Origin of the sequence: [Clostridium] symbiosum (assembly GCA_036419695.1) — a bacterium.
Taxonomy (GTDB): Bacteria; Bacillota; Clostridia; order Lachnospirales; family Lachnospiraceae; genus Otoolea; species Otoolea symbiosa_A.
In genome coordinates, this window is record CP143946.1 from 2,704,808 (window position 1) to 2,722,366 (window position 17,559).

The 17,559-nt window shown below is 48.9% G+C and carries 14 protein-coding genes; all 14 read right to left on the minus strand.

The genetic code is table 11. The features are described from left to right. Positions 1 to 81: 81 nt before the first annotated feature. The gene (locus tag V3C10_12475; protein WVP60137.1) at positions 82 to 1,755 is read right to left on the minus strand and encodes a polysaccharide biosynthesis protein; all 1,674 of its coding nucleotides are present in this window, start codon (positions 1,753 to 1,755) and stop codon (positions 82 to 84) included. Beyond that, positions 1,736 to 2,857, minus strand: coding sequence for a DUF3048 domain-containing protein (locus V3C10_12480; protein WVP60138.1), 1,122 nt, complete (start codon positions 2,855 to 2,857; stop codon positions 1,736 to 1,738). The genes V3C10_12475 and V3C10_12480 overlap by 20 nt, the downstream gene beginning before the upstream one ends. Further along, positions 2,854 to 3,351, minus strand: a complete 498-nt coding sequence (ybeY, locus tag V3C10_12485) for an rRNA maturation RNase YbeY (protein ID WVP60139.1) — start codon at positions 3,349 to 3,351, stop codon at positions 2,854 to 2,856. Before ybeY ends, V3C10_12480 begins: the two co-directional genes overlap by 4 nt. Then, positions 3,348 to 4,400 (minus strand): PhoH family protein, encoded by a 1,053-nt coding sequence (locus V3C10_12490; GenBank protein ID WVP60140.1) that lies wholly within the window; start codon positions 4,398 to 4,400, stop codon positions 3,348 to 3,350. The genes ybeY and V3C10_12490 overlap by 4 nt, the downstream gene beginning before the upstream one ends. Next, the gene (locus tag V3C10_12495) at positions 4,387 to 5,610 is read right to left on the minus strand and encodes a sporulation protein YqfD (GenBank protein ID WVP60141.1); all 1,224 of its coding nucleotides are present in this window, start codon (positions 5,608 to 5,610) and stop codon (positions 4,387 to 4,389) included. Before V3C10_12495 ends, V3C10_12490 begins: the two co-directional genes overlap by 14 nt. A gap of 19 nt (positions 5,611 to 5,629) precedes the next feature. Next, a complete protein-coding gene (locus tag V3C10_12500; protein ID WVP60142.1) occupies positions 5,630 to 5,902 on the minus strand; it encodes a YabP/YqfC family sporulation protein in 273 nt (90 codons plus the stop codon). 54 nt (positions 5,903 to 5,956) lie between these two features. Then, positions 5,957 to 7,756 carry a DUF6020 family protein gene (locus V3C10_12505; GenBank protein WVP60143.1) on the minus strand — a complete coding sequence of 600 codons (1,800 nt, stop codon included), beginning with the start codon at positions 7,754 to 7,756 and terminating at the stop codon, positions 5,957 to 5,959. 165 nt (positions 7,757 to 7,921) lie between these two features. After that, complete coding sequence (gene rpsU, locus V3C10_12510; GenBank protein WVP60144.1) at positions 7,922 to 8,098, minus strand: 30S ribosomal protein S21; 177 nt, start codon at positions 8,096 to 8,098, stop codon at positions 7,922 to 7,924. A 157-nt stretch (positions 8,099 to 8,255) separates the two neighbouring features. Continuing rightward, positions 8,256 to 10,862 (minus strand): alanine--tRNA ligase, encoded by a 2,607-nt coding sequence (alaS, locus tag V3C10_12515; protein WVP64621.1) that lies wholly within the window; start codon positions 10,860 to 10,862, stop codon positions 8,256 to 8,258. Positions 10,863 to 11,398: 536 nt separating this feature from the next. Beyond that, positions 11,399 to 12,319 (minus strand): lysozyme inhibitor LprI family protein, encoded by a 921-nt coding sequence (locus V3C10_12520; protein WVP60145.1) that lies wholly within the window; start codon positions 12,317 to 12,319, stop codon positions 11,399 to 11,401. A 148-nt stretch (positions 12,320 to 12,467) separates the two neighbouring features. Beyond that, positions 12,468 to 12,941, minus strand: a complete 474-nt coding sequence (rnhA, locus tag V3C10_12525; protein WVP60146.1) for a ribonuclease HI — start codon at positions 12,939 to 12,941, stop codon at positions 12,468 to 12,470. A gap of 44 nt (positions 12,942 to 12,985) precedes the next feature. After that, complete coding sequence (locus tag V3C10_12530) at positions 12,986 to 14,587, minus strand: MBL fold metallo-hydrolase (GenBank protein WVP60147.1); 1,602 nt, start codon at positions 14,585 to 14,587, stop codon at positions 12,986 to 12,988. 61 nt (positions 14,588 to 14,648) lie between these two features. After that, positions 14,649 to 16,124, minus strand: a complete 1,476-nt coding sequence (gene spoIVA / locus V3C10_12535; GenBank protein ID WVP60148.1) for a stage IV sporulation protein A — start codon at positions 16,122 to 16,124, stop codon at positions 14,649 to 14,651. Between the two features lie 849 nt (positions 16,125 to 16,973). Beyond that, complete coding sequence (locus tag V3C10_12540; protein WVP60149.1) at positions 16,974 to 17,096, minus strand: hypothetical protein; 123 nt, start codon at positions 17,094 to 17,096, stop codon at positions 16,974 to 16,976. Positions 17,097 to 17,559: the final 463 nt, after the last annotated feature.

Here is a 17,559-nt window from a genome sequence, read left to right on the forward strand (position 1 = left end):
TCCTTCAGTTCCACAGGCTCCGCAGGGCCGACGGGATGCCGAAACTTATGCGTCTTCCCGTCCCACCCGCAGCTTCATTTCCTACATCAGCCTCAGTTTCTTTGATATCCTGATCATCTTCGTTCCGCCCGGCATGGTATAAAGCTCTTCCTCATCGATACAGCGCAGCTTAATCAGGAGAATCCCGTAGACAGCAACGGCTGTGATGACCGCCAGGATTGTTCCGATCAGGTTGCTCTTTACGATCAGTATCACGAGCTTATATACTCCGAAGGCCGCTGCGCCCATGAAGGCCGCTGCGACTGCCGGAAGCAGGAAGGTTTTGAGAAACTCCTGTCTGTAATTCAGGTATTTCCGGATTGCCAGGGCATTCAGGACGCACATGAAAACGGCGAAGAGGATGTTGGCAAAGACCATGCTGTAAATTCCCATCTTAAATACCATCAGCATAATATAGAGGGCAATCACATGCAGGACCAGGGAAATAAATGCGTTTCTGACCGGCACGTTCATGTGGTTGATACCCTGCAGGATGGCGTTGGTTACCGTTGAGAGCGACAGGAAAATAACCGCCGCCGAACCGATAATCAGCATCCGGATCGCCTCCGCGTTGTTGCCTCCTCTGAAAAGCAGATTGTTAATCGGCGCAGAGAGAACCGTAAGCCCGACCGCGGACGGAATAGCGATCAGCATCGCAAAGCGGATGGCAAGGCCTGTCTTCGCGATAACCGCTCCTTTCTCTTTTCTGGCAACCGCTCCCGACAGGGAGGGGATCAGAGAGGAGGAAAGGGAGTTGGCCATGGCCAGAGGCACATGGACGAGAAGCATATATTTGTTATTATAAATTCCCCACAGGGAAAGGAATTCCTTTCCCTGGCCCAGGGATTCCATACCGTAAGCCATAATGCTGTTGTCCACAACCGCATTGATATTGTAAACGGCCGAGCTGATAATGACCGGTACTACGGTGAATAAAAATGTTACCGAGATATCGCCGTAGGAATCGGTGCGCTTGCTTCGGTCCCGTCTTTTGCGGCGTTTCATCACGGGCGCATAGATGGCAAAAAGAAGAAGCATAAAAAGGAGGGCGGCCAGTGCGCCGGCTCCCGTTCCGATGGTTCCTCCTGCGGCGCCGAATGCCTGCGGATAACCTGTCGTGTTGTAAACGCGGTTGGAATCCAGCCCGACCTTGAACAGGACACTGGCGGCCACTACGCTGATTACCGCATTGACAATCTGTTCGAAGATCTGGGAAATAGCCGTGGGAATCATCGTGCCGTGTCCCTGGAAAAAACCTCTGAGAACGCCGAGATAAGCCATGATCCAGATAGTGGGCGCCAGGGTCTTAAGCGCATAAACACAAAACGGCGTGTTGAACGCTGTGGTCGCAAAGAAATCCGCAAAATTCCAGGTGATAAAGCAGGCCAGCCCTCCCACCACAGTGGCATAGACGAGAGCGGCCTTCAGGACCCGGACCGAATTCCGGTACTGCCCCTTCGCCATTCTCGCAGACACCATTTTGGAGACCGCGAGCGGCAGACTGTATGAGGAGAGGATCAGCATGATGTTGTATACGTTAAATGCCGTAGAGTAATATCCCATCCCCTCATCGCCGATAATGTTGGTCATCGGCACCCGGTAAAGGATTCCGATCAGCCTTACTACAATTCCCGCCACTGCCAGGATACTTCCCTGGACAACGAAATTCGATTCCTTTCTGCCCGTTGATTTACGTCTACTCTGTCTGTTCTCCATAAAATTCCGCCTTATCCATACGTTCAGACTGTATGATGCAGACCCAGGTGCTTCCCGGATTCATCATAATCTCCTGACCGCTTTCGTCATAGTATTTTGTCATAGCCTCGGCGCTCCCCTTGGTCCAGGTGATTTTTTCACCTCTTCCATTCGTGAAATAATACCCCAGCCCCGGGCTATGTACGTCAATGTCCAGATATTCGGACGGTGAATAATATTTCCAGCCGCAATACTGGAAAATAATATTTTTGGCCGTCAGCTGTCCTTCGTTGCCGTTTTGCGGACCGCCGTATTGGAAACGGTAATACAGGCCGTCCTTGCTGTTATATTCAAACCATGGGTCATTCATTATGTATCCCGGACGCACAAAAGCGGCCGCAAAACCATTCTCAAGCATCACCGGATACTCCGGTTTTGAGAAATGATAGTGGCCTTTATAGTCCTCCGGATATTTCTGGGAATAGCCCATCGTCCCGATTGCTTTTTGGATACGGTCCCCACTGGCATAGGCATTGTGGGGCGACTTTTTGTCCTTGGTCCTGTAAAAAGCCACGGAACCTTTTCCCTCTATGCCGTTTAAATGCTCCATCCTATCCAGGTAGGGGCGCGCAAAGGTGCTCTGCCCGAAGTGGGCATAGATCGCTTTAAACTCATTCGCAAAAAAAGTATAGTAGGTGCGGCAGCTTCTGACCGAACCGATGCGGTCCAGATTATCATAATCTTCCAGAATAGCCATATAACGGTTCATCCCGCCCTCCACGGGAGCCTCATAGATGACGCCCGCATGGTTGATTCCGTAATGAGGCAGCGCCGCTTTGTCGTTGCTGATCATGATGGCAATGGGACGGCGGTCCGCGATCGCCACGTCCGTCATCTCACCGGTCAGGTAACTGGGGATTTTTCCGTCCTTCTCCACACGTTCCAGCTCCCGGCTCCCTTCGGTCTCGGGTTCCGGCTCCGTCTCCGGTTCCGTAATCCGGATTACCCGGGTCTCCTCTGTTTCTTTCACACTTGCAGTAACCGATGTTTCTTCATACCTGGTGCATCCTGCAGTCAGACAGAGTCCGGCCGCCAGCGCCAGAATAACCCCCCGTTTCATCATCTGGTATACCCTCCCGCCTTCAGGATTTCCTCCTGCTTCCGCTCCATGACGGCGCGCTCTTCCTCTTCCATATGGTCATACCCGCAGAGATGCAGCATGCTGTGTGCGACCAGAAAGGCCAGTTCCCTGGACTCGGAATGCCCGTATTTCTCCGCCTGCTCTTCCACCTTGTCCACCGAAATCACGATATCCCCGAGAAGCAGCTCCCCCGTCTCCGGGTTGAAATAATCTTCCGACTGCTCCTCCATGCGTTCAAAATCGGACGGGGTTTCAAAATCTCCCATTGGAAACGACAGTACGTCGGTTGCATTGTCTATCTGGCGGAATTCCCGGTTGATGCGCCGAATTTCCTCGTTGTCGGTCAATACCACATTGACCTCGGCCTCGTAAGGGCATTCTTCGTAGTCCAGCGAGGCGGTCACCACTTCCTCTATGATGGATTCATACGGCAGTTCAAGCTTCTTTTCGGCTTCATACTCGATATTGATTGTCATTTGTTTTTTCTCCCTCTGGGTGAGGGCCTGTCCTCGGACGCGCCGTGAAATCCGCGTTCTCCGCGCCGTCTGCCCTCGTTCTGTTCCTTTTTCTCTTTCAGTTCAAAACTTTCATAGGCCTCAACGATTTTCTGTACAAGCGGATGACGCACAACGTCACTGCTGGTCAGAAAACAAAAGCCGATATCATCGATTTTCTTCAGGACCCTGACTGCCGTATCGAGGCCGGACACTGCCCCGGCCGGAAGATCCTTCTGGGACTGGTCTCCGGTGATAATAACCTTGGAGCCGAACCCAATACGCGTCAGGAACATCTTCATCTGGGCCGGCGTCGTATTCTGGGCTTCATCCAGGATAATAAACGCATTGTCCAGCGTGCGTCCTCTCATATAGGCCAGCGGGGCCACCTCAATCAGGCCCTTCTCGGAATTATGGAGATAGCTTTCGGCTCCCATAATCTGATAAAGGGCGTCATACAGGGGACGCAGATAGGGATCGATCTTGCTCTGTAAATCCCCCGGAAGAAATCCCAGCTTTTCACCTGCCTCAATGGCCGGGCGTGTCAGGATAATCCGGTTTACTTCCCCGTTCTTAAACGCCTGGATGGCCATAGCCATGGCGAGATAAGTCTTTCCCGTCCCGGCGGGGCCCACGCCGAATACGATCATCTTCTTCCGTATCATATCCACATACTGCTTCTGGCCCACGGTCTTGGGTTTGATCGGCCTGCCGTTTATCGTACGGCTGATAATATCCTTATCGATCTCCAGAATCTGGCTGTCCTGCTCCGTAAAAGAAAGGGAGATGGCATAATCCACATTCTGTTCCGTGATCGTATTGCCCCGCTTCGAAAGCTCCAGCAGGTTGTTGAATACACTTTTGGCCTGCCGGATCGCCTGCTCAGGGCCGATAATCTTCAGGGCGCCGTCTCTTGTAATCATGGTCACATGCAGTGTGCGTTCTATCTTCTTCAAATATGCGTCAAACTGGCCGCAGACGTTCTGTACATGTTCCATGGGAATATCAATTACTGTTTCAATTATGCTCATCGTCTGGCTGTTCTCCTTGTGTTTCGACATTTGTTTCTGTTTTAAACGGTTCCTCCGTCTGCATGTTGACCTCAAAGCGGCAGGAAGAGCCATTAACTAATATTTTAACATTATTTTCAATAATTTGTACCCCTTTTTCCATTAATTTTTCCGCAACTTCATTTTTATAGGCCTCGCCCAGTTCTTCCAGCTCTTTTTCCGTGTATTTTTCATCGTAGGAACACACTTCCTGCGACGTGATAAGCCCCAGCTCCACAGGCAGGTAAAAATCGCCGAAGAGCCTTACTTGGCGGAGCTCCGTTACCGTCCTCCACTCCGTATTCCGGAAGTTGGGAAGCAGATAGACAAAGGAATGGACGCCGATGTTCATCATAAGCCCCTTCCTGACCCGGCCCGTCTTTTCCTCTCTCTCATGCCAGAGGGAAATATCCTTTGTCTCCTGTCTGGTGCGTCTGGCAATGATGTCCGCGTCGGAATGGACATAATGCTCCGCCACCACGGTGCCGCCGTCGTCAGTGATGGGAATGGCTCCGCTGACGAGAATCTGGCCTTTTACCACCTCGTCGCCCGGCTTCACCATCGGAATTCCGCTCCGTACAATCATGGATGTGATGGTTCCGTCGGCGTCGGCCGTGAGATCACAGGGCGTATCATCCCTAACCGGAATTTCCAGAGGCACGTCGTTTTCCTTGACATGGACATAGAGCTTCGTTCCGCTCAACCGGGCCGATACCCAGGTGATGCCGTTATACTGGTTTCTGAGCGCAGCTTCCAGATCTTCGCAGGAAACCTGGTTCTTCATGATTCCGCAGTGGATCCCCAGTGTGTCCAGAAAATGAGAAAGTTCATCGTCCGTATACATTACATTGCCCTGATATCCAATATCCCATACAAAAAATGAGAGCGTGTAAAGAAGCATGAAAAAGCAGATAAAACCAGCGGCCCACAGCTTTCTTTTCCTGTTTTTATATAAAAAAAAAGGAAGTCCCAGTTTTCGCTGTATCCTAAGCCTGATCTTCGCTTTCTTTGCATAGGGCTTGCTGGAAAAGAAATCCCGTATCCCCATCGAAAATATGTAATTGCCTTTAGAAAATATTACATCCCAGATATCGAGCCCGGAAGCCGCGCATAAATTAAAAAAACGTTCCGGAGACTGCCCCGTCATCTGGATCCGTACACTGCCGGACCAAAACCTTCGCAGAAACTTCATAAAATAACGCCTCCTGAAATCAGAGAGATTCAAAATCCACCGACTTGATGTGTCCCGTCAGCTTCAACTGCTCCTTATCATAATATTCAATCGATAAATTTTTTCCCTCCACGGTCAGTTTTGTGGTCTTTCCCTGGAGTTTCAACATCGTGTCCGTAAATAAAACAATGCTTCTGTAATTTTCCACTACAGCCGAATGGCTGCCGGTAAAGGACAGAAGCATCTCTCCAAAAAAGACATCTTCCGGCAGATTGAGGGCCGATACCACCGCTTTTTTTTGCCTGTTGAACAAGAGCGTACCGCCTTTTGAAGTCCTTACTGAGATTATATGAAAAAAAATCCGGTTTTATTCTTTTACAATCCTCTCCCGCGTCCGGTACAGGAGAATTTCCGCCATCAGGGGAACGCACACAATCAGAGGCAGCGCATACCTGACACAGGTGACCGGCCCGAGAAGCAGCGTGCCGAAGTAGCCGAAAATCATCGAAAGCGGAACGAGAAGCGCGGCCTGCCGCCTGTAAACCAGCGCGGTTCCCGTAAGAAGCATCAGCCAGAACGGAAACGCCTGGTTGAGAATCAGGGCCAGCAGAGGAATTTTCTCATATTCCGGGGTCAGGCTGATACTCCGCAGATAGTTTTCATACTGCGGGAAACGGCTGTTTCTGAATATGTGGAGAATATTATATTCTTCCTCCATAAAAGAGCCGTCAAAGACGATATAATTGATCCAGTATTGGGTCTCTCCGGGATACCAGTATCCCCAGTTTCCCATTAAAAAGGAATCGAGGTAGACGAGAGGCTCTTTTGCGCCAATGGCAGCCCATGTCTTTAAAAACATTCCGGGATCCTTTTTCACAACCTCTGTCTGAAAACCGCTCTTCACCGGATCCGCATTTACCCTGACATAACCCTCCAGGGCGTCCGGCAGGATCAGCGCCTCAATGTAGGCCCTCTCCTCTTTTGAAAGGCTCTCCGGCTTTTCATGCCAGACCCTGGCAAGCTGCTGCATCGGGACGGACAGCATTTCCTTCGCATCTCCCTTTTCCACGCCGAGGGACGTAAGCACCGGCCCGTTTACCGTCAGATATACCGCAGCCAGGGCAACGGAAAAGATAAGCCACCTGGATGCCGGGGGACGCGCCCCGCCGCTTTTCTTCTTATATCTGACAAAGAAAAGGAGGGCAAAGAGAGAAAAAAACAGAAATACGTAAATACCCTGGTTCCGGAAAAAGCAGGAAAACAGCGCCGATAAAAAGAAACCGGCCATTAATGCACGGCTTTTGAAAAAATGCTCCGGATCGGATATCATGTCGATGGAGAAATCAAAAGCCAGCAGGAAAAAGGCGCTGAAAAGCACATCCTTTGTTGTGATCAGGACGAGTACCTGCATATACGGATTCGCCGCCAGAAACAGCCAGGAGGCGAGTATCAGCCAGAGAGGCGCGTTTCTTCGCATCATGCGGTACAGGACGAACGAAAATACTGCCGCCATCACCGTGATCTGGATCAGGCTGTAAAGAGCCAGGCCAATCTGGTAACTGTGGAAAAGCACTTCCCCAATCTTCAGGCTGCCGCAGAGAAACAGCGTATGCAGAACCGGATGATGGCTTGTCAGCGGATCGCTTCCGAAAACCTGCAGGATCTGAACCGAGGCATCGTAGGAATACACGCCTGGATAAACGGCCAGGAGCGCCGTCATATAGACGGCAAAGGTGAGCAGGAACAGGAGCGCAAGCTGTTTTATTCCCGGTTTCTTCCCAACCTCTCCCACTGTTTTGGACACAAGGGGAATCATCCTCAAAAGAATGCCGGTAAACGCCGAGAACAGCAGCGTGGCGGCCGAAAGCGCCGTTAAGAAACCAAAGGCCGTGGGCGCCGGTATCTCATTCAGGGAGTAGCGGATACCCAGGATGAACATAAGCCCCATCAGGAACCCCGATATCAGGCTCAGAATAAATCTTCTGTTTTCCAATGGAAAAAAAGCTTTCAGATAGAGGAAGGCAATCCCCGCCGTGACCGGCAGACAAAAGACGGATGCCGGATCCATTAAAAGAGGAAAGGCCAGTGTGGTTTCACTGGTCAGAAAAAAAACAGTGGCGATTGCCAGAACCGCAGACCACAATATTCTCCTCTTCATTCCTGTCATCTTCCATAACCTCCTCACGATCTTTTTATTGCCACTCAACAAAAATCCCTGGTTTAAATAAACCAGGGATTTCATCTCGCTCTTGACAGTGAAAAGCATGTTTAACACGCCCTCACCCATTAACCGCGGTGAAAAGTATGCTTAACATATCTTTTCATCGTATAATTAATTATATTTGCGTTTTCTAGCAGCTTCAGATTTCTTTTTACGACGAACGCTTGGTTTTTCGTAATGCTCTCTTTTGCGAATCTCCTGCTGAATGCCAGCCTTTGCACAGTTTCTTTTGAATCTGCGTAAAGCGCTGTCTAAGCTTTCGTTATCTTTAACGATTACATTTGACATAGCTCACACCTAACCTCCCTCCAGTTGTGTAATAAGTGCATATTAATACAACTGTTTGGGTATTTTTTTAGCACTAGTAAAATTATATCATAAAAATTCCATACGTCAACAGGATTTTTATGTTTTCTTAAATTTTCTTTGATTTGATGGCAGAACCTTATTTAATCTGCTCTTTTGCGACCTCCGCCGCCTTTTTCAGCGCGTCCGGCACACCGGCAGGGTTTTTACCGCCGGCCTGGGCCATATTCGGCCTTCCGCCGCCGCCTCCGCCGACAAGGCCTGCGATCGCCTTAATCAGGTTGCCCGCATGGGCGCCCTTCTTCTGAGCTTCATCCGTAACGGATGCCATCAGGTTTACTTTGCCGTCCTGAACGGATGCAATCACAACAATGCCCTCGCCCAGTTTCTCCTTGAGCTGGTCACCCAGATTCCTGAGTCCGTTCATGTCGACATCCTTCACCTGGACTGCCAGAAGCTTCACGCCGTTTACTTCCTGTACCTGATCCATAACGTCACCGAGTGAATCGTTGGCCAGTTTGCTCTTTAACTTCTCATTCTCGGAATGAAGAGCTTTGAGCTCGTCGAGCATAGCTTCCAGTTTGGTTCTTAAATCGGCCGGTGTGGACTTAACCACTCTGGCTGCTTCATGGAGTTCTTTCTCCATCTCTTTGTAATAATTCATAAGACCTGTGGAAGTCAGTGCCTCGATTCTTCTGACACCGGCCGCAATGCCCGCCTCGGATACAATCTTAAATGCGGAGATGGTGCCCGTGTTGCCCACGTGGGTACCGCCGCAAAGCTCTGTGGAGAAATCTCCCATCTTAACAACGCGGACGCTGTCGCCGTACTTCTCGCCGAACAGGGCCATGGCGCCTGTCTTCTTTGCCTCATCCAGGCTCATAATCATCGTTTCCACAGGAAGGGAAGCGGCGATCTCATCATTGACAATCTTCTCTACCGCTGCAATCTCTTCGCCCGTCATGGCGGAGAAATGGGTGAAGTCGAAACGCAGCCTGTCCCTTGTAACCAGGGAACCTGCCTGCTCTACATGAGTGCCCAGCACGGTGCGCAGGGCCTTGTGGAGCAGATGGGTTGCGGAGTGGTTTCTTTCCGTCAGTTCGCGGTTCTCTTTATCAACGGTCAGGGTTACGGTGTCGCCCGTGCGGAACATGCCTTTTGTGACAACGCCGACATGGCCGATCTTGCCGCCCTGAAGCTTAATCGTGTCTTTTACTGTAAATTCGGCATCCGGTGTCGTGATGACGCCGATATCGGCCTGCTGGCCGCCCATCGTAGCATAAAACGGTGTCTTTTTAACTATCAGGGTGCCTACTTCTCCGTCTGTCAGCGCTTCCACGATCTCTGTCTCCGTCGTCAGAACCGTGATTACGGATTCATCCGAAAGCTTGCCGTATCCGTCAAACTCCGAAGTGATGGACGGATCGATGGACTGGTATACGGTGACATCGGCTCCCATATAGTTGGTCGTCTTTCTGGCGGCTCTTGCCTTCTCTTTCTGCTCTTTCATCGCAGCGGCAAAACCGTCCTCGTCTAAAGAAAGGTTTTTCTCCTCCAGAATCTCCCTTGTCAAATCGATCGGGAATCCATAGGTATCGTAGAGCTTAAATGCATTCTCTCCGGAAAGCACCGTCTCATGGTTCTTCGCCATCTCATTCTCCATATCGACGAGAATGGCAAGGCCCTGATCAATGGTCTTATTGAATTTATCTTCTTCCTCAGAAAGCACCTTGAAAATCATAGCGCTCTTCTCTTCCAGCTCCGGATAACCGTCTTTGGAGAGGGCGATCACGGTCTTTGCCAGTTCGGCCATGAACTTTCCTTCAATGCCGAGTTTCTTTCCGTGGCGGGCCGCACGTCTTAAAAGTCTTCTGAGCACATAGCCACGTCCCTCGTTGGAAGGCATGATACCGTCGGAGATCATGAACGTACATGATTTGATATGGTCGGCCACGATACGCAGGGAAACATCGGTCTCATGATCCTTCTGGTATTCCGTGTGGGCCATCTCGCATACGCGGTCTAAAAGAGCCTTGTTCGTGTCCACGGTGAAGAGGGAATCCACCTCCTGAACGACAACGGCAAGACGCTCGAGTCCCATGCCTGTATCGATGTTCTTGTGCTCCAGCTCCGTATAATTGCCGTGGCCGTCGTTGTCGAACTGGGTAAATACATTATTCCATACTTCCATGTAGCGGTCGCATTCGCAGCCTACGGTACAGTCCGGGCTTCCGCAGCCGTATTTCTCGCCGCGGTCGTAATAAATCTCGGAACATGGACCGCAGGGGCCTGCGCCGTGCTCCCAGAAGTTGTCTTCTTTGCCGAAACGGAAAATTCTCTCTTTGGGAATTCCCATCTCCTTATTCCAGATATCAAATGCCTCATCGTCATCCAGGTAAACGGACGGATAGAGACGGTCGGGGTCAAGTCCCACAACCTCGGTTAAAAACTCCCATGACCAGTGGATTGCTTCTGTCTTAAAGTAATCACCGAATGAGAAGTTTCCAAGCATCTCAAAAAAAGTGCCGTGGCGGGCAGTCTTACCGATGTTCTCGATATCGCCTGTCCTGATGCACTTCTGGCAGGTCGTCACCCTCTTTCTCGGCGGGATCTCCTGTCCTGTGAAATATGGTTTTAACGGCGCCATGCCGGAATTGATAAGCAGCAGACTGTTATCATTGTGTGGAACCAGAGAAAAACTCTTCATTGCCAGATGTCCCTTGCTCTCAAAGAACTCCAGAAACATCTTTCTAAGTTCGTTTACACCGTACTTTTCCACGTTGCTTCCTCCTGTAAGTTTCTGTCTTTTCTATTATATAATTCTTCATTCTTTATATCCTATCATAGGAAAATCCATTTATCAAGAGGAAATTGAACGTGTTGCCGGGGAAGAAAAAGACAGATTGTAACAGTTCAGACAGCATGAACCGTTACGACAGGTTACTATTCCCTCGGGATGTATTCCGCGTGTTACTGTTCACTGCGCAGCACGCTGTTTTCAAGCGGAATGTGAACAATAATAAAGGAAGGACTCTGTCAGTCCTTCCCCAGCTTGTCGACAAACTATATTTTCCTTATATCAGGAGTTTGAGGGTGTAACCCTCATTTCAAATCACGTAGGTGGAATTCAGTTCCGCCGTAGTGCTGAACTGCCGATTTCTAGGGGCTTTAGCCCTTGCGCGAGGAAATCGGCAGTTCTTCCTTCGGTGACTAGAATTTATGGCGTTATGCCATGAATTCTACAGAGTGGCGACTTTGTCGACACTCTGAGAAAGGACTCTGTCAGTCCTTCCCCTCTGTTATATATGTTCCGTATTGTTCTAATAATTCATAGGCCCTGGTCCTGGTGGAATCCGACAGGGACGCCGTGTATTCAAGGCTTTCCATCGTGCCTCCGCCGAACTTGGAGGCAGCTTTCTTGGCTGCCAGATCACGGCTTCGAATCCAGGCCCTCTCCTCGGTCTTCAGGTCCTGCGCTTCTTCCTCGTTCATCCCTTCCAGGATTGCCTGGTAAATATGGTTCAGTTCCGTATCCCAGAGATAGTATTCGTAGTCGGCGACCTTCTTCAGGGAATCCGTATTGGAGCTGGCTTCCGATCCCTGCATATTCTGGATCAGGCCGTCTATCTCATTTAACTTCTTCCTGTAACCGTCAAGGGTTGTAACATATTCCGTTACCGCCGTGTCCGATTCACTGACGCCGGTCAGGGGAGATATCACGACGCTGCTTTTGGCGGCAGGCGCATTCTCCGCAGCCGGAGCCGCAGCGGGCGCATCGGTATCTGCGGAAACAGCGGCCGCTTCCTCTTTTACGGAAGCCGTTCCTTCCGAAGCCGAATCCGAATAAGTGGAAACCGTTCCGCTTCCCGCCGCGGCATCCGCCATCCGGCCTGCCGCTTTCTGTTCTCCCGTCTCAGAACCGGATTCCTCAGGATCCGGTTCCTTTGCCGTCTCCTGGTTACGGACATCTCCCGCTCCCGCCCCGGCTTCCTGCTCTCCGCTTTCCGGCAGGGAAGTCATCCCTGCCGCCGCCATGGCCATGCTCTCCATGTCAAGCTCTTCGGAGAGAGGAAGCTGGCTCTGAAAATTGGGCGCAGCGCTGTCAGACGTCTTATCGTGTATAAAACGCCTGGTTCCTACAGTCACGCCTGCACCCATTATCAGAATTAAAATAATTGCAATTATTACTCCTCTATTTTTCAATATTAATCCATCCTCGCATTGTTTGAATTAAAGATATCATATTTATGCGGGAAAGGAAATAGGTACCAAAAATAAGTAATATTTTGTAAGATTTATTTAATATTTGACCGGTTTTAAACGTTCATTTTACGGGAAAAAGTGAATCTGCTCAGGCCCCTGGATCTGTCAGAAGGTTGTCCCCGTCGGCGGCGGAAGTTGCCAGGAAATCGCACCTCTCGTTTTCAGGATGTCCGTTGTGGCCTTTCACCCAGATAAAGGTTACCTGGTGGGGCTCCTTGGCTTTCAAAAGGCGCTGCCACAAGTCCACATTCTTGACAGGTTCATTCTTTCCGCGCTTCCACCCCTTTTTCAGCCAGCTGTCTATCCAGTGCTGGTTAAAGGCATCCACCAGATATTTGGAATCGGAATAAAGGCTCACCTCACAGGGACGGTTCAGCGCCTCCAGGCCGGCGATGGCGGCCATCAGCTCCATCCTGTTGTTTGTGGTGCGTTTATATCCGGCGGATATCTCCTTTACATGCAGTTGTCCGGCTGCGTCCCGGTAATGAAGGACGCTGCCGAAACCGCCCGGTCCGTCAGGATTGCCTCTGGCAGAACCGTCTGTATATACTTCTACTTTCAAATTCAGGTCTCCTTTGCAGGTTTATTCTCAGTCTTATTGTATCACTATCTGTCCCATTTGTCGCAGAGCGAATTAATCTGATCCGCAAAACGGGCCAGATCTTTGTTAGCGCCGCCCTCATTGTGCATGATGACCTTACGGAGCCTGTCGCCCGCAGCCAGAAGCCGTGCAAATACGCCGGATGCTTTCTTAGCCGGTTCCGTATCGCGCTTAATCGGAATCCCCTCGGTAACGGTGATAAAGCAGCCCTCTTTCAAATCATAGGAGCTTCCGCTGAACGGGGCATCCGCTTCCATTCCGAACTTCTCCTTCACAAGGGAGGCAAAGGTATCACAGACCTCGTCGTCTCCGTGTACAACAAACACATGCTTGGGGCGTTCCATGAAATTGCCGACCCATTCGAGAAGTCCGGTCTGATCCGCATGGCCGCTGATGCCCTCGATCTTTTCGATCTTGGCCCTGACTTCAATGGACTCGCCAAAGAGCTTAACCTCTTCCCGGCCCTCCACGATACTGCGTCCCAAAGTTCCCACAGCCTGGTATCCGGCAAAAAGAATCGTACACTCCGGCCTCCACAGATTATGTTTCAGATGGTGTCTGACACGGCCGGCGTCACACATGCCCGCCGCTGAGATAATCACCTTCGGTTCTTCGTCAAAGTTGATGGCAATGGAATCATCACTTGTGATCGAAAGGTGCAGCCCCGGAAATGAAATCGGGTTGATGCCTTTTTTAATCAGGGCTTTTGTCTCATCGTTGTAACAGTCCATCATGTTTTCTTTAAACACGGCCGTGGCTTCCACAGCCATCGGGCTGTCGAGATAAACCGGGAAATTATCGTGGCCCTTGACCAGATGGTTTTCCTTGATTACCCTGATATAGTTGAGAACCTCCTGGGTACGGCCGACCGCAAAGGCCGGGATTACCACATTGCCGCCCCGGTCGAGGGTCTCCTCGATCACCCTGGCAAACTCTTCCACGTGATCGCCGACATGCTTGTGGAACCTGTCGCCGTAGGTGCTCTCCATAACGACATAATCCGCCTGGTGGATATACTGCGGACTTCGGATCAGCGGTTTGTTCTTATTGCCGATATCACCGGAGAAGACAATTTTCTTCGAGCAGTCCTCCTCGGTCATCCAGATCTCAATGGAAGCGGAACCCAGGAGATGGCCAACATCTGTAAAGCGGATCTCAAAGCCGTCCTTCAGTTTGATTATCTGATCGTAATTGCAGGGTATAAAGTGTTCCAGCACCCCATTGGCATCGTTAATCGTGTAGAGAGGCGGAACCTCCGACTTGCCTGCACGTTTTGCCTTCCTGTTCTTCCACTCCGCCTCTGTCTCCTGGATGTGCGCACAGTCTCTGAGCATGATTTCGCAGAGATCGCAGGTGGCCCGTGTCCCCATCACCTGGCCTCTGAATCCCCGCGCATAGATAAACGGCAGCATCCCCACATGGTCGATATGGGAGTGGGTTACCAGCACATAGTCCACATCAGCATAGCTGATGGGAAGTTCCGCATTCTCAAACTTGTTAATTCCCTGCTCCATTCCGCAGTCTACCAGGACATTTAAACCACATGCCTGCAGTAAATGGCAGCTTCCTGTTACTTCATGATCCGCACCGATAAAAGTTAATTTCATGTAACCATCTCCTGTATTGTATTTGTTTTTGCCAAAACTGATGGTTTAAGTATACCCGATATCAGATAATAATGCAAATCATACCGCCATTACTGTCATTAATAATTTTCTGGAGCGTATCCTGGAGCTTCATCTGGCAGTCCTCCGTCATCTGGGAAATCTTTGCCTGGATTCCGTCATCCACTATCTGTTCAATGGATTTTCCGAAAATATTGGTGCTCCAGACACCCTCTTCACTCTGGCCGGCATTTTCTTTGATGTATGTAATCAGATCCTCCGCCTGCTGTTCGCTTCCCACGATCGGTGCGATCTCAGTCTCAATATGGGCTTTGATCAGGTTGATGGACGGCGCCTGGGCTTTCATTTTCACCCCATATTTATTGCCGTGGCGGATTAACTGCGGCTCATCCAGCACAATCTCGGAGCGGTCCGGGGTCACGACGCCATAGCCTTTTAATCTCACCTGGCATACGGCATTGCTCACCTTCTCATATTCCTTCTGCATGGAGGCCAGGTTCTTTAAGGTCTGCATGAGCTGGTATTCTCCCTCAATCGGCACGCCCACGTATTCGCTCAGAATCTGGTAGTAATGGCTGTCATCCACCTCGATCTGGGCCTGGATGCTGCCGTCGGCCATCTTCATGCCTGTAATCTTAATTCTCTTCACCGCCTCACTGTCCTCGGCCGGAAGGGCGTCCTGGGCGTCTCTCATGTGGTCGGTCTTCTTTAACATTTCCTTGACGGACTGGATTACCCTGCTTTTCAGCCAGTGATCCTTCGGGAGAATTTCCATCCATTTTGGAATCGTAAAATCAATCTCAGTGACCGGGAATTCATGCAGAATCTCTTCCATGATCACCTTGATATCTTCTTTTTTGAGCTGCTCGCAGTTGACAGGCATCACCTGGACGCCGTATTTCTCCTCCATCTGCTTTGCCATTTCCCTGGTCTCATCGGAATAGGGCCTCATGGAGTTCAAAAGAACCAGGAACGGTTTTTTGAGGTTTTTCAGTTCTTTGATCGTCTTCTCTTCCGCCGCTATGTAGTTGCCCCGCTTAATATCACCGAAGGAACCGTCCGTCGTGATGACAAGACCGATAGTGGAGTGGTCGTTGATCACCTTCCGGGTTCCAATCTCCGCCGCTTCCGTAAATGGAATCTCCGTGTCAAACCATGGAGTTTTTACGAGGCGTTCCGTGTCATTCTCAATATGGCCCGCCGCGCCTTCCACCATAAATCCGACGCAGTCGATCAGCCGTACCTTCACATCCACGCCGTCGCTCAATGCGATCTGGGCCGCCTCTTTTGGAATAAACTTCGGTTCCGTCGTCATAATCGTCTTCCCTGCGGAACTCTGGGGAAGTTCATCTCGCGTGCGTTCCCTGGAATGGGGATCTTCCATGCCCGGCAGCACCATCAGCTCCATAAAGCGCTTGATAAAAGTGGATTTTCCGGTCCTGACGGGGCCTACGATACCTACATAGATTTCTCCGTTGGTTCTGGCCTTAATGTCGCTGTATACGTTAAAATTGTCCATAAAAATACCCCCTTGGCTATGCTGATACAAGTATATGCAAGGGGGAAGGGGTAGTATGCGAAAAAATATTGGCGGAAAGACGTATGATTACGGTAATCTGGAAAAAGCAGAAATAAAATCATTATTCTATATGTTTGTCTAAAGTGATTGATTATAAGGATTTAAAGTAGATAAATCTTTGTGTTCGTTATAATATATTTTGAACTAGAGTTGTTGTTTCTCCATCTTAAGTCAGTGTCAAAATGTTCCTACCTGTTGGTTCAACAATATAATTACCAACTAAATAATATTGACAAAGCTCTAAAAAGGAAAGTGGAACATAGACATATTTGCTTGTTCCACTTTCTAACTTTTATCATATTGTAAGATTAGGATTCTTTCATATAAATATGATATGTCTTAATGCAAACAACAGATCAGCAAACGTACTCCACAGAATTCCTTTATAGGAACATGTTTTTTTATGTCGTTGCTTTTTGTAAAGATAAACCACTTCAATGATTCGTATTAACACTATCATCCCCCAAAAGAGGCTAAAAAGGGGATACTGAATTTTATGTAGAGAAAGTTCCTGAATTATATTACTTTCAAAATATAAACATATCGTAATTGGTAATCCGATAAAACCTCTTTTTTTTGCGATTACTTCAAATAAATAGAGTAATTCTAAAATAATTAGAACTACAATTATTGAATAAAAAATCAAAATGGCCTTTTTTAAATCAACACTAAAAAAATGAAGTGAATCGATAAGAAGTATTAGTAACAACATTATGATTTCTAGATTGGGGTATATATATGTGTAAATCCAATACTTCATTCTTATCATAACTTGTCCTCTCTACAGCATCATTTATGTTCAGAAAAGTAGTCAACAAAATTCTGAAGCGTTTTTTTCCCTTCAGAAGTCCAGATATATTCCATAAATTCCATTTCTGCTTTTGTCAATTTTTCTATCTTATTTTGCCTCATTTATCTTCTCCCTGCTCTATATTTCAAAAAATGTCTTTATCGTACCGAATTATTTTTTCTGATACTATAAAGTATAATTTTTTTAAAATCAGTTGTCAACTGCAAGGATATCGCCTGTCCTCTACCAAATCAATCCTTTCGGTTATAAATTTGACAACAAGTAACATTTAGATATGAACGTAAAAAGGCATAAAGCTTATCGGCAAAATACAGATCATCAAAAGTAGAAAAAGCCATGTACAAAAAAATCAAATATAAAGTTGGAGTGAAACAACATATCATATAACCCCACACAAAAGCTGCCTAAAAGGACAAAATATATTAATTCCTTACCCCCAAGTAGAGACTTGACGCTTTCCCGTATGGCAGCGTCCGTCTTTCGCATATAACAGGAAGCGGCAAGGAGGCATGCCATGATAATGATACATGACAGGTATGAAAAGGTAATTATGATATCGCGGTT

What these genes read in the sequence shown, in the direction of transcription:
- V3C10_12530 (WVP60147.1), bottom strand. Translation starts at nt 14,587, where the DNA reads ATGAAATTAACTTTTATCGGTGCGGATCATGAAGTAACAGGAAGCTGC.
- V3C10_12480 (WVP60138.1), bottom strand. Translation starts at nt 2,857, where the DNA reads ATGATGAAACGGGGGGTTATTCTGGCGCTGGCGGCCGGACTCTGTCTG.
- V3C10_12495 (WVP60141.1), bottom strand. Translation starts at nt 5,610, where the DNA reads ATGAAGTTTCTGCGAAGGTTTTGGTCCGGCAGTGTACGGATCCAGATG.
- V3C10_12490 (WVP60140.1), bottom strand. Translation starts at nt 4,400, where the DNA reads ATGAGCATAATTGAAACAGTAATTGATATTCCCATGGAACATGTACAG.
- alaS (WVP64621.1), bottom strand. Translation starts at nt 10,862, where the DNA reads ATGTTTCTGGAGTTCTTTGAGAGCAAGGGACATCTGGCAATGAAGAGT.
- spoIVA (WVP60148.1), bottom strand. Translation starts at nt 16,124, where the DNA reads ATGGACAATTTTAACGTATACAGCGACATTAAGGCCAGAACCAACGGA.
- ybeY (WVP60139.1), bottom strand. Translation starts at nt 3,351, where the DNA reads ATGACAATCAATATCGAGTATGAAGCCGAAAAGAAGCTTGAACTGCCG.
- rpsU (WVP60144.1), bottom strand. Translation starts at nt 8,098, where the DNA reads ATGTCAAATGTAATCGTTAAAGATAACGAAAGCTTAGACAGCGCTTTA.
- V3C10_12505 (WVP60143.1), bottom strand. Translation starts at nt 7,756, where the DNA reads ATGACAGGAATGAAGAGGAGAATATTGTGGTCTGCGGTTCTGGCAATC.
- V3C10_12475 (WVP60137.1), bottom strand. Translation starts at nt 1,755, where the DNA reads ATGGAGAACAGACAGAGTAGACGTAAATCAACGGGCAGAAAGGAATCG.
- V3C10_12540 (WVP60149.1), bottom strand. Translation starts at nt 17,096, where the DNA reads ATGAGGCAAAATAAGATAGAAAAATTGACAAAAGCAGAAATGGAATTT.